12 protein-coding genes are annotated in these 12,278 nt (G+C 75.2%); 2 read left to right on the top strand and 10 right to left on the bottom strand.

Annotated elements, in window-relative coordinates:
- The 8 genes from GA0070606_RS28825 to GA0070606_RS28790 form a co-directional block, all read right to left on the bottom strand.
- Complete coding sequence (locus tag GA0070606_RS28825; protein WP_091106359.1) at window positions 1-867, bottom strand: hypothetical protein; 867 nt, start codon at window positions 865-867, stop codon at window positions 1-3.
- Window positions 868-925: 58 nt separating this feature from the next.
- Window positions 926-1,867 carry a copper transporter gene (locus tag GA0070606_RS28820; RefSeq protein ID WP_091106358.1) on the bottom strand — a complete coding sequence of 314 codons (942 nt, stop codon included), beginning with the start codon at window positions 1,865-1,867 and terminating at the stop codon, window positions 926-928.
- Window positions 1,868-1,894: 27 nt separating this feature from the next.
- Window positions 1,895-3,073: a putative cytokinetic ring protein SteA gene (steA, locus tag GA0070606_RS28815; RefSeq protein ID WP_091108321.1), complete on the bottom strand. Its 1,179-nt coding sequence runs from the start codon at window positions 3,071-3,073 to the stop codon at window positions 1,895-1,897.
- 119 nt (window positions 3,074-3,192) lie between these two features.
- Entirely contained in the window at window positions 3,193-4,950 is a 1,758-nt protein-coding gene (recN, locus tag GA0070606_RS28810; protein WP_091106357.1) for a DNA repair protein RecN, read from the bottom strand.
- A gap of 192 nt (window positions 4,951-5,142) precedes the next feature.
- Window positions 5,143-6,027, bottom strand: coding sequence for an NAD kinase (locus GA0070606_RS28805; protein ID WP_091106356.1), 885 nt, complete (start codon window positions 6,025-6,027; stop codon window positions 5,143-5,145).
- A 67-nt stretch (window positions 6,028-6,094) separates the two neighbouring features.
- On the bottom strand, window positions 6,095-6,955 hold the full coding sequence (locus GA0070606_RS28800; RefSeq protein ID WP_091106355.1) for a TlyA family RNA methyltransferase: 861 nt from the start codon (window positions 6,953-6,955) through the stop codon (window positions 6,095-6,097).
- Window positions 6,956-6,977: 22 nt separating this feature from the next.
- Window positions 6,978-7,190, bottom strand: a complete 213-nt coding sequence (locus GA0070606_RS33925) for a hypothetical protein (protein WP_091108319.1) — start codon at window positions 7,188-7,190, stop codon at window positions 6,978-6,980.
- A 127-nt stretch (window positions 7,191-7,317) separates the two neighbouring features.
- Window positions 7,318-8,016 carry a phasin family protein gene (locus GA0070606_RS28790; protein ID WP_091106354.1) on the bottom strand — a complete coding sequence of 233 codons (699 nt, stop codon included), beginning with the start codon at window positions 8,014-8,016 and terminating at the stop codon, window positions 7,318-7,320.
- A 114-nt stretch (window positions 8,017-8,130) separates the two neighbouring features.
- On the opposite strand from GA0070606_RS28790, the gene GA0070606_RS28785 reads away from it, so the two are divergent.
- Complete coding sequence (locus GA0070606_RS28785; protein WP_091108317.1) at window positions 8,131-8,469, top strand: SCP2 sterol-binding domain-containing protein; 339 nt, start codon at window positions 8,131-8,133, stop codon at window positions 8,467-8,469.
- Window positions 8,470-8,560: 91 nt separating this feature from the next.
- Here the strand turns inward: GA0070606_RS28785 and GA0070606_RS28780 are convergent, their stop codons facing one another.
- Window positions 8,561-9,577 carry an HAD-IIA family hydrolase gene (locus tag GA0070606_RS28780; RefSeq protein WP_091106353.1) on the bottom strand — a complete coding sequence of 339 codons (1,017 nt, stop codon included), beginning with the start codon at window positions 9,575-9,577 and terminating at the stop codon, window positions 8,561-8,563.
- The gene (locus GA0070606_RS28775) at window positions 9,574-10,605 is read right to left on the bottom strand and encodes a tetratricopeptide repeat protein (protein ID WP_245725000.1); all 1,032 of its coding nucleotides are present in this window, start codon (window positions 10,603-10,605) and stop codon (window positions 9,574-9,576) included. Before GA0070606_RS28775 ends, GA0070606_RS28780 begins: the two co-directional genes overlap by 4 nt.
- On the opposite strand from GA0070606_RS28775, the gene GA0070606_RS32775 reads away from it, so the two are divergent.
- Window positions 10,516-12,255, top strand: a complete 1,740-nt coding sequence (locus GA0070606_RS32775; protein ID WP_176737172.1) for a hypothetical protein — start codon at window positions 10,516-10,518, stop codon at window positions 12,253-12,255. The two genes, GA0070606_RS28775 and GA0070606_RS32775, sit on opposite strands and share 90 nt — an antisense overlap.
- Window positions 12,256-12,278 lie beyond the last annotated feature (23 nt).

Genomic DNA, 12,278 nt, shown 5'->3' with positions numbered 1-12,278 from the left:
TCAGTCGGCGCGACGGCCCAGCGCGTCGAGTTCGCGCAGCCCCGGGGTGCGCTGGATGACCTGGGTGAAGCTGACCTTCTCGCTGGCCGCGGTGAGGCCGGCGAGCACGGCGAGCAGCCCGGCCCGCCCGACCGGGCCGCTGCGGGCGGCCAGCGCCACGCCGAGCAGCGCGCCGAGGGCGTTGGCGCCACTGTCGCCGAGCATCACGTCCTCGGCGAGGTCGTCGGCCACCAGCCCGGCGGCGGCGCCGACCGCGCCGGCGGCGATGCCCCCGTGCGGGCCGCCGGCCAGCGGGGCGCCGAGCAGGATGCCGGACTTCAGGGCCCGGCCGGGGCGCAGGTCGAGCAGGTTGAGCAGGTTGGCGGTGCCGGCGATGACGCCCGCGCCGAGCAGCACGTCGACGCCCCGGCCCAGGGCACCCTGCCGCTGGCGGCGCCGGTGCCCGGCGACCCGGGGGTCGGCGGCGAGCAGCGCGGCGGCGCCGAGACCGGCCGCGCCCACCCCGACGACCTTCACGAGCCCGGCGGTGACCCGCCCCTCCCGCAGCGCGGCCAGGTGCCCGGCGAAGCCCTTGGCGGCCTTCTGCTCCGGCCGCGCCCCGACCACGTCGTCGTAGAGCCCGACCGCGCCGGCGCCGACCCCGGCGACGAGGGCCGCGGCGCCCGAGGACGCGCTGGAGGCGCCGAACGCGCCCGCCCCGGCGGCGCCGACGGCGAGGGCCGGCCCGGCGGCCAGGGTCACCGTGCAGCCACGGAAGTTCGTCCGGTCCAGCGCCGGTCCGGCCGGCGAGGTGCGCACCTCGCGCAGCGCGTACCGGGCGACGGCGGCGCCCGCCCCGGCGATCAACAGTCGACCGAGCACGCTCACGCGGCCCCCTCCCGCTCTGCGGAGAACCTGGATCCGGACACCGGGGTACGTCGCTCGCTCACTGGGGCAGTCTAGGCAGCAGGGACGCGGCGTTGTCGGCGACGCCGTACTGACCGGCCTTCTTCTCGGTGACCTGCTGCACCAGCGCGAGGGCGGTGACCAGCTGGCCCTGGACGGTGTTGGCGTTGTCGACGGTGGAGATGCTCTGCACCAGCACCGGGTCGCTGCGCACAGCCGCCACCAGGTTGCCGCCGGCCGAGCCGTTGCCGGCCACGACGAGCGTCCCGGCCTGGTCGAACTGCTCGGCGACCTTGAGCACCGACTCGTCCTTCTTCGCCGAGTCCTTGTCCACGTACGGCTGCCCGCTGACCACCACGACCGCCTCCGCCGCCTTGCTGACCCGCTCCTCGGTGGTCAGGTAGTTGGCGTTGGTGTACGCGGCCAGCACCGCCCGCCGGTCGGCCTCGCTGACCGGGGCGGCGCCGGGGGCCCGGTCCAGCAGGACGCTGGCCAGCAGCGCGCTGGACGTCTCCACCCCGTGCCCGTTGCCGGGCAGCCCGGACGTCGGCGCGCTGGTCGGCCGCGCGGCGGTCACCGCCAGCTCCAGCAGGTTGTTGTTGTTGTCGGGGTTGATGAACTTGTCCTGCAGGTCGACGCGGCCGGTCACCTCGGCCCCGGCGAGCTGGAGCATCTTGACCACGCCCTCGGTGTGGTCGCGCCCGGTGGGCAGGCTGAGCACCAGCACCCGCTTGCCGGTCAGGGTGCCGGGCAGGACGACCTCCGCGATCTGGGCGGCGAAGTCCTCCTCGAGCTCCAGCTCGCGCTCCATGCTCTGGACCTGCTGGCGCATCTGCTGGTTGTGGTTGCGCAGCTCGTTGACGTTCTCCTTGAGCGAGTCGGCCACCGGGCCGTTCAGGGCGGCGGTGCCGACCACCAGACCGATCGCCAAAGCCAGGAAGACCGCGGTCAGGGACACCACGTGGTACCGGAAGTTGATCACACCTGCAGCCTCTTGATCGGTCGGACGCTAGAAAAGCTGTTCAAGCTGGAACACGAAATTGTTCCACCACTCGGAGACCACGCCCAAATACGCCTTGCCGACGGTGGACACCGCCACGGCGGAGGCCATCGCCGCGATCGCGGAGAGCACCAGCAGCAGCAGCGAGGAGCCGGAGATGCTCTGCCGGTAGAGCCGGCTCACGCCCTTGGCGTCGACCAGCTTGCCGCCGACCTTGAGCCGGGTCAGGAACGTCGAGGCCATGCCGCCACGGCCCTTGTCGAGGAACTCCACGAGCGTGGCGTGGGTGCCGACGGCGACCAGCAGCGAGGCGCCCTTCTCGTCGGCCAGCAGCATGGCCAGGTCCTCGCTGGTCGCCGCCGCCGGGAAGGTCACCGCCGGCACGCCGAGCCCGGTGACCCGGGCCAGGCCGGGCGCCCGCCCGTCCGGGTAGGCGTGCACGATCACCTCGGCGCCGCACCGCAGCACGTCGTCGGTGACGGAGTCCATGTCGCCGATGATCATGTCGGGGGTGTAGCCGGCCTCCACCAGCGCGTCCGCGCCGCCGTCGACGCCGATCAACACCGGCTTGAACTCGCGGATGTAGGGACGCAGCACGTCCAGGTCGGCCTTGTAGTCGTAGCCGCGCACCACGATCAGGCAGTGCCGCCCCTGGATCTCGGTCTGGATCTCCGGCACGCCGACGCCGTCGAGGAGCAGGTCGCGCTCCTGCTTGAGATAGTCCATCGTGTTGGCGGCGAACGCCTCGAGCTGGACCGACAGGCCCTCCCGGGCGTCGGCCATCGCCTTGGCCACCGTCTCGGCGTCCTGGAGGCTGCCGTGCGCCACCGGCTCGTCGCCGGCGAAGACGGTGTTGCCCTCGATGCGGACCGTGTCGCCCTCGCGCAGCCGCTCGAAGATGCCCTCGCCCAGGTCGTCGAGCAGCGGGATGCCCGCGCCGATCAACACCTCGGGGCCGAGGTTCGGGTAGCGCCCGGAGACCGACGGCTTCGCGTTGAGCACGGCGGCGACACCGACGGCGACGAGCGAGTCGGCGGCGACCCGGTCGAGGTCGACGTGGTCGATGACCGCGATGTCACCGGGGCGGAGCCGGCCGACCAGGCGCTTCGTCCGGCGGTCCAGGCGTGCGGTGCCGAGGATCTTGCCCGGTTCCGCGTTCCGGGTCCGGCGCAACGTGGGTAGACGCATCGTGACCATCCTGGCATGTGAGGCAGGCAAATCTGTCGCGACATGCCTGAGCAGGGCCGCCTACCCAGGGAAGCACACCGGCGCGCGGGCCGGTGTGCCTGTGCTCACAATCGCCGGTCTCAGGGGCGCCTTTCCCGGGCCGCCACGGCGAGAAGCTCCTCGGCATGGGCGATACCCAGGTCGGAATCGGGCAAACCCGCGAGCATCCGGGCCAGCTCCCGGGCCCGCTCCGTGTCCTCCACCACCCGCACCCCGCTCGTGGTGACCGCCCCGCCCGTGTCCTTCGCCACCACCAGGTGCCGGTCGGCGAACGCGGCGACCTGCGGCAGGTGGGTGACGACGAGGACCTGGTGGCTGCGGGCCAGCCGGGCCAGGCGCCGGCCGATCTCCACCGCCGCCTGACCGCCGACGCCGGCGTCCACCTCGTCGAAGACCAGCGTCGGCGGCCCGCCCGAGCCGGCGAAGACCACCTCGATGGCGAGCATCACCCGGGACAGCTCGCCGCCGGAGGCGCCCCGCTGCAACGGCAGCGACGGCGCGCCGGGGTGGGCCAGCAGACGCAGCTCGACCTCGTCGCCGCCGTCCGGGCCGACGCCGACCTCGGCGCCGTTGACCCGCAGGCTCGGCTCGGCGCGGCCGGCCGGTCGGGGCAGCACCGCCACCTCGATGCGGGCGTGCGGCATGGCCAGGCCGGCCAGCTCCACGGTGACCTGCTCGGCGAAGCGGGTCGCCGCCTCCTGGCGGGAGGTCGACACCCGGCCGGCCAGGTCGGCCACCTCGCCGGCCAGCCGCGACGACTCCCGCTCCAACTCGTCGAGGAGCTCGTCGGAGGTGTCCAGGTCGGACAGTCGGGTGCGGGCCCGCTCCGCCCAGGCGATCACCCCGTCGACGTCGTCGGCGTACTTGCGGGTCAGCGCGCGCAGCGCCGCCCGACGCTCGTAGATCGCCTGCAACCGCGCCGGGTCGGCGTCGAGCGCGGCGAGGTAGGCCGACAGCTCGGCGGAGACGTCCGCCACCAGCGTGGCCGCCTCCTCCAGCCGCCCCGCCAGCTCCCCCAGCGCCGGATCCGTGCCGGCCTGCGCCTCCAGGGTGCGCCGGGCCGTGCCCAGCAGCACCGTGGCGTCGGGGGTCTCGTCGGCGGCCTCCACGCCGCCGGCCACGCACTGGTGGGCCACCTGCGCCGCGGTGCGCAGCCCCTCGGCGTGCTCCAGCCGCTGCGCCTCGGCCTTCAGCTCGTCGTCCTCGCCGGGCTGCGGGTCGACCCGGGTGATCTCGTCCAGCCCGAGCCGCAGCAGGTCGGCCTCCTGGTTGCGCTCGCGGGCGTTGCGCCGCCGGTCGGCCAGGTCGTCGACCACCCCGCGCCAACGGGTGTACGCCTCGCGCAGCGCGTCGAGCAGTTTCTCGTGCTCCGGGCCGGCGAAACGGTCCAGCGCGGCCCGCTGCTCGGCCGGGCGCAGCAGCCGCAGCTGGTCGGACTGGCCGTGCACGGCGACGACCTGCTCGCCCACCTCGCCGAGCATGGACACCGGCATGCTGCGCCCGCCCAGGTGGGCCCGGGAGCGGCCCTCCACGGTGACGGTGCGGCTGAGCAGCACCGAGCCGTCCTCGTCGGGCTCGCCCCCGGCGTCGATGATCCGGGCGTGCACCGCGGCGGCCACCCGGCCGTCGAGACGCAGCCGCCCCTCCACCACCGCCCGGCCGGGTTGCGCCCGGACCCGCCCGGCGTCGGCGCGGCCACCGAAGAGCAGGCCGAGGCCGGTGACGACCATCGTCTTGCCCGCACCGGTCTCGCCGGTGATGACGTTCATGCCGCCGGTCAGCGGCAGCGTCGTGTCCTCGATGACGCCCAGTCCGGTGATGCGCAGCTCTTCCAGCACAGCATCCGACAGTAGACGCGGCCCCCGACAGTTGACCAGCCGGCGACGCGGCGTCGTGGCGTGCCCGACGGCGTCGTACAGCTCAGCCCGGTGTCGGACGTGACGGGCCCGACCCCGGACGAGGCCGGCAGCCGGCAACAGGGTCGGCCGTGGTCACCGCCGGACCCGACCGGCCGAGAGGGCGGTCGCGGGTCAGCGGCGGTTGCCGCGCCAGCCCTGCACCGGCAGGTCGAACTTCGCCACCAGCCGGTCGGTGAACGGGCGGTCGCGCAGCCGCACGATGCGCACTGGCAGCGCGCCGCGCCGCACGGTGACCCGGGCCCCGGGCGGCAAATCGTAGACGCGCCGGCCGTCGCACGAGAGCACCGCGAGGGTGGTGAACGGGTCGACGGTGATGGCGAACGTGGAGGTGGGCGCGGTGACCAGCGGGCGGCTGAACAGCGCGTGCGCGCTGATCGGCACCAGCAGCAGGGCCTCCACCTCGGGCCAGACCACCGGGCCGCCGCCGGAGAACGCGTACGCCGTCGAGCCGGTGGGGGTCGCGCAGACCACGCCGTCGCAGCCGTACCGGGACAACGGGCGGCCGTCCACGTCGACGAGGAGCTCCAGCATCTGGGCGCGCTCGCCCTTCTCGACGCTGATCTCGTTGAGCGCCCACGACTCGATGGTCGGGCCGCCGTCGAACTCGGCGGTCACGTCGAGGGTGAGCCGCTCGTCCACCGTGTAGTTGCGGTCCACCACGTCGCGTACGGCGCTGTCGAGGTCGTCGATCTCCGCCTCGGCGAGGAAGCCGACCTTGCCGAGGTTGATGCCGATCAGCGGCGCCTTCGCCGGCCGGGCCAGCTCCGCGGCGCGCAGGAACGTGCCGTCCCCACCCAGCGCGAAGACGATCTCCGCACCCTCGGCGGCCTCCGGGCCGGTCATCGGGACCACGCCGGGCAGGTCGAGGTCGTCGGCCTCCTCGGCGACGACGCGCACCTCGAAACCGGCGGCGATGAGGTCGGCGGCCACCGCCCGCGCGTGCTCGGTGCTGCGGCGGCGCCCGGTGTGCGTGACCAGCAGGGCGGTGCGGCTCACCGGGACGGCCGTCCCGTCGCTCCCGCCCGACGCGGCGCAGCCGCGACCGCGGGATTCGCCAGCTCGCTCACCCGGCCACCTCCTCCGTCGCCGCGCCCGGCAGGTCGCCGGACGGCGCCGGGCCCTGCGGCCCGGCGGTCACCACGGCACGCACCCGCTCCGGGTCGGCCGGCGGTGCGTCCCGGCGTAACCATACGAAGAACTCGACGTTGCCGCTCGGCCCCGGCAGCGGGCTGGCGGCCACGTCGGCCAGGCCCAGGTCGAGCCGCGCCGCCGCGCCGGCCACGTCGAGCACCGCCTCGGCCCGCAGCGCCGGGTCGCGGACCACCCCGCCGGCACCGACCCGCTCCTTGCCCACCTCGAACTGTGGCTTCACCATCAGTGCGAGGTCGCCGTCGGGCCGGGTGCAGCCGGCCAACGCCGGCAGCACCAACCGCAGTGAGATGAACGACAGGTCGGCGACCGTGAGGTCCACCGGCCCGCCGATGGTCTCCGGAGTCAGCGTACGGACGTTGGTGCGCTCGAAGACCCGCACCCGCGGGTCGTTGCGCAGCGGCCAGGCGAGCTGCCCGTAGCCGACGTCGACGGCGACCACCTCGGCCGCGTCGGCGCGCAGCAGCACGTCGGTGAAACCGCCGGTGGAGGCGCCCGCGTCCAGGCAGCGCCGACCGGCCACCCCCAGCCCGCCGGGGGCGAAGGCGGCCAGCGCGCCGGCCAGCTTGTGCCCGCCCCGGGAGACGTACTCCGAACTGGGATCCTCTCCCGTGACCAGCAACGGGTCGGCGGGGTCGACCATCGCGGCGGGCTTGCGGGCGGGCACCCCGCGCAGTTGGACCCGGCCGGCCTCCACCAGCGCGGCGGCCTGCTCCCGGGACCGGGCCAGACCGCGGCGGACGAGTTCGGCGTCCAGCCGGTTACGACGTGCCATGCGTGGTTCTTCTCCGGTCCGGTCAGGCCTGGTCGATGGTGGCGAGGGTCTCCCGCAGCGTCTCGTACGCCGCCTCGTACTGCGCGATCTGGTCGGCCGGGGCGAGCGTCGCGGCGTTGGCCATCGCCCGCACGGCGGCGTCGACGGCGGGGTGCCGCGCCTCCGCGTAATCCTCGGGCGGCTCCGGACGCGGCGGCGGCCCCGGGCGCGGTCCGGGCGGCGGTCCGGGCCGCACGCCCGGCGGCGGTCCGGGTCGGGCACCTCCCGGCGGGCCCGGTCTGACACCCGGCGCGGCGCCCGGCGGCGGCCCGGGGCGGTACGGGCCGGTCACGACCCGCTCCCGGCCGCCGGCCTGGGGCGGGTCACGCCCCGCCGCCCGGCTGTTCGGTGCGACCCGGCTGCTCCATACCGTTGAGCTGTCCGGTGCCGCCCGGCTGTTCCGTGCGGCCCGGTGCCTTCTTCGCCGGCCGGACCGCGTCCACGGCGGTGTCCCCGGCCGGGGTCACGGCCGACGGCGCCCGCTTGGCGACGGCCTTCTTGGCGACGGCTTTCTTCGCGACGGCCTTCTTCGCGACGGCCTTCTTGGCCAGCGCCTTCTTCGCGACCGGCGGCGTCGCGGCGGGGCCGCCCGACGCGGCGGCGGGGGGCGCGGCCGGCTCGGCGGCACCCGGGACCACCGACGTCGCACCGGCGTCGACCGAGACACCCGACGCGGCCGGCGGGACGGCGGACGCGGCCGGCGACGGGGCGGCGGACGTCGTGCGGGCTTCCCGGAGCTGACGCTCCAGCTCGTGCACGCGACGGGTCAGCTCGGCGACCTCGTCGGCGGTGGCGAGCCCCACCGCGCCGAGGGCCCGGTCGACCTCGAACCGGACCAGCTTGGTCAGCGCCTCCCGGTTCGCCGCACCGGTGGAGACGAGTTCCTCGGCGAGCGCCTGCAGCTGACCGGCGGTCGCGCCGCCGGAGCCGACGAGGCGGCGCACCGCGTCCTGGGCCTTCTTCCGGGGCGCCTCCGTCAGGCCCATGGCCAGCTCGAGGTAGGCGCGCCACGCGTCCTGCATGCCTGAGTCCTTCCGCGGGGCGGGGGTGTGCAGGTGTCACGCTACCGGGCACCCCGCGACGCCCTGTGCGGTACGGTGCCGGGGACGGCGTGGCGAGACGGCGAGGGGGCGATCGTGGCCAGCGTGGACGAGTGCCGACAGGCGTTGCGGGATCTGGCCGCCCGGCTGGACCGCGACGCGGAGACGGTACGGGAGAAGATCGACCTGGACCGCACGCTGGCCTGCCGGATCACCGACCTCGACACGGCGTTCCACGGTCGGCTCGCCGGTGGACGCCTGGTCGACCTGGCCGACGGCGACGACCCGAAGGCCAAGATCGCGCTCAGCACGAGCAGCGACGACCTGCTCGCCCTGGTCCGCGGTGAGCTGGACGTCACCCGGGCGGTCACGTCCCGCCGAGTGTCGATCAAGGCGAACCCGTTCGACCTGATGAAGCTGCGCAAGCTGCTCTGATCCCGGGCGAGGGCCGCGGTGCGGTCCGGCCGGGTCCTCAGACTCCCGGTGCCGCCCCGGGCGGGCCGCCCGGCGCGGCTCCCCGGGTCGCTCAGCCGGCCAGACCCAGCGCGGTCAGTGCCTGCCCGGCCTGCGCCGACCCGGCACGCACCCGCGCCGACCCGGCCGACCAGGCGCCCGCGCACAGCGCCGCCAGCGCGTCCAGCGCACGGCCCTGCCCGGACAGTTCCAGCACGCCGTCCCGCGAGGCCACCGACCATCCGCCGGAGTCCCCGGCAGCCGGGACCCGCACCACCGCCGTCGGGTCGAAGAGCCCGGCCAGGTCCATCGAGACGTACGTCGGCCGACGCTGCGGCGCGGCGGCGAGCAGCTCGGCCACGTCACTGACGCCGGTGAGCACCAGCAGGCTGTCCAGCCCCGCCCGTCGGGCTCCCTCGATGTCGGTGTCCAGGCGGTCGCCGACCACCAGCGCACGGCCGTCCCCGGCGCGACGGGCCGCGGTGGCGAACAACGCCGGCTCGGGCTTGCCCACCACCACGTCGGGATCGCGGCCGAGCGCGGTGCGCAGCGCGGCGACCAGCGCGCCGTTGCCCGGCAACGGGCCACGACCGCTGGGCAGCGTCCGGTCGGTGTTGGTGGCGATCCAGGTCGCCCCGCCGCGTACCGCCACCGACGCCTCGGCCAGGTCGGCCCAGCCGACCTGCGGCCCGTACCCCTGCACCACCGCGACCGGCGACTCGTCGGCCCGGGACACCGGGGTCAGGCCGGCGGCGCGGACCTCGGCCCGCAGCGCCTCGGCGCCGACCACCAGCACCGCGGCGCCGGCGGGAAGCTGGTCGCGGAGCAGTTCGGCGGCGGCCGCCGCGGAGGTGAGAACCTCCTCCGGCCGGGCGGCGACGCCCATCCCGGTCAGCAGGTCGGCCACCTCACTGGAGCGGCGCGAGGCGTTGTTGGTCGCGTACGCGACCGCCCGCCCCTCCGCGTGCAGCCGGCCGACCGCCTCGACCGCGCCGGGGATCGGCCGGTCGATCAGGTAGATCACGCCGTCCAGGTCGAAGACGACCAGGGCGTACCCGTCGACAAGCCGCTCCCCGGCGCGCGTCGTCATCGCTGCGCGGTGCCCGACTCGCCGGTGCCGACAGCGTCGCTGCCGTCGCCTCCGGTGCCGGAGGCGTCGCTGCTGTCGCCCTCGCTGACGGTGGCGTCGGCGGTGCGGCCAGGGCCGGCCGCGACAACACGCGCCTCGTCGTCGGTCAGCTCGTCGTCGGCCAGATCGTCCGTCTGCACCGCCTCGACCGCAGCCTCGCCGCGCTCGTCGAGAGCCACGGTCTCACCGCGCTCGTCGGCGCCCTCGTCCCGATCGTCGAGGGTCCCGACCGTGTCCGCCTCGTCGGTGGCCCCGGTCGGCTCGCGCCGCTCGTCGTCGGGGCCCGTGGACTCGGCGTCGCCGGTCAGGTCGGCGTCCGGACGGGCCGGCACCGCACCGGGGGCGCCGGGACCGGAGGCGATGGCCTCGGCCTCGTCCTCCTCGTCGCCCTCGATCAGCACCCCGTCGAGCTCCAGCAGGCGCTCGGCGGCGTCCGTCTCGCCCTCCGCGTCCACGTCGGCCGCCCGGGAGAACCACTCGCGGGCCTCCTCGCTACGACCGACCGCGAGGAGCGCGTCGGCGTACGCGTAACGCAGCCTCGCCGTCCACGGCTCGGTCGCCTCCGTGGTCAGTTCCGGAACCTGGAGCATGGCCACCGCGGCGTCCTTCTGGCCGAGATCGCCGCGCGCGCCGGCCGCCACGATCAGCAGCTCGATCGCCACCGCCTGGTCCAGCTTCTCCCGGTCCGCGCCACGGAACAGGTCGATCGCCCGCTCCGGCCGGCCCAGTGCCCGCTCGCAGTCCGCCAGCACCGCCAGGTGGCTCTGCAGCCCGGTCATCCGGTGGTACGTGCGCAGCTCCGCGATCGCGCTCTGCCACTCCCCCGCGTGGTACGCGGCCAGCCCGACCGCCTCGCGGACGGCGGCGATCCGGGACGCCAGCCGACGGGCGGCCAGCGCGTGCGCCAACGCCTCCGCCGGGTCCTCGTCGATCAGCTGACCCGTGGCAACCAGATGCCGGGCGACCGTCTCGGCGACCGGCTTGGCCAGCGACAGCAGCTCGGCCCGGACGTCCTTGTCGAGGTCGGTGGCGACGATCTCGTCGGGCAGCGCCGGAGCCTGCGTACGCTCCTCCGACTCCGGACGGTCCCGCCGCTCGTCGCGGCGCTCACCGCCCCGGTAACCGCCCTCACGGTCACCACCCCGGTAGCCACCTTCACGACGCTCGCCACTGCGGAAGCCTTCGCGGTCACCACCGCGGAAACCACCGCCCGGACGGTCTCCGCCCTCACGACGGAAACCACCCTCACGACGGTCGCCGCCACGGAAGCCACCCTCGCGGTCACCACCGCGGAAGCCACCCTCACGACGGTCACCGCCACGGAAGCCTTCGCGGTCACCGCCGCGGTAGCCGCCACCTGGACGGTCGCCGCCCTCACGACGCTCGCCACCGCGGAAGCCGCCCTCGCGGTCACCGCCACGGAAGCCGCCGCCCGCACGGTCTCCGCCCTCACGACGGAAACCACCCTCACGACGGTCGCCGCCACGGAAGCCACCTTCGCGGTCACCACCGCGGAAGCCACCCTCACGACGGTCACCGCCACGGAAGCCTTCGCGGTCACCGCCGCGGTAGCCGCCACCTGGACGGTCGCCGCCCTCACGACGCTCGCCACCGCGGAAGCCGCCCTCGCGGTCACCACCGCGGAAGCCACCGCCCGGACGGTCGCCACCCTCACGACGGTCACCGCCACGGAAACCGCCCTCGCGGCGCTCGCCGCCGCGGAAGCCGCCCTCGCGGTCACCACCCCGGTAGCCGCCTTCACGACGGTCACCGCCACGGAAGCCTTCGCGGTCACCGCCACGGTAGCCGCCACCTGGACGGTCGCCGCCCTCACGACGGAAACCACCCTCACGACGGTCACCACCGCGGAAGCCTTCGCGGTCACCGCCACGGAAACCACCGCCCGGACGGTCACCACCCTCACGACGATCGCCGCCACGGAAACCGCCCTCTCGGCGGTCACCACCCCGGTAGCCGCCTTCACGACGGTCACCGCCACGGAAACCGCCCTCTCGGCGGTCACCACCGCGGAAGCCTTCGCGGTCACCGCCACGGAAGCCACCGCCCGGACGGTCGCCGCCCTCACGACGGAAACCACCCTCGCGGTCACCACCGCGGAAGCCACCCTCTCGGCGGTCACCGCCACGGAAGCCGCCACCTGGACGGTCGCCGCCCTCACGACGGTCACCACCCCGGAAACCGCCCTCGCGGTCACCACCCCGGTAGCCGCCTTCACGACGGTCGCCGCCACGGAAACCGCCCTCTCGGCGGTCACCACCGCGGAAGCCTTCGCGGTCACCGCCACGGAAGCCGCCACCTGGACGGTCGCCGCCCTCACGACGGAAACCACCCTCACGACGCTCGCCGCCACGGAAACCACCCTCGCGGTCACCGCCACGGGAGCCCTCGCGGTCGCCGCCACGGAACCCGCCCTCACGCGGCGGGCCAGAACGGAAGCCGCCCTCACGGCGCTCGCCGCCACGGAAACCACCTTCGCGGCGCTCACCGCCGGCGTATCCGCCGCGCTGGCCGTCCCGGTCGTTCCGGTACGAGGGCCCGTCACCGCGGCGCGGGGCGCCCTCGCGCCCGCCCGAACGGTCGTCGTTACGACGGGGACGATCTCCGCCCTGCGATCCTGAACTCACAGGTACATCCTTCCTCA

It is taken from the genome of Micromonospora citrea, assembly GCF_900090315.1.
GTDB classification, from domain to species: Bacteria; Actinomycetota; Actinomycetes; order Mycobacteriales; family Micromonosporaceae; genus Micromonospora; species Micromonospora citrea.
The sequence above is the reverse complement of the archived record's forward strand: the minus strand, read 5'-3'. Positions and strand labels throughout refer to the sequence as shown.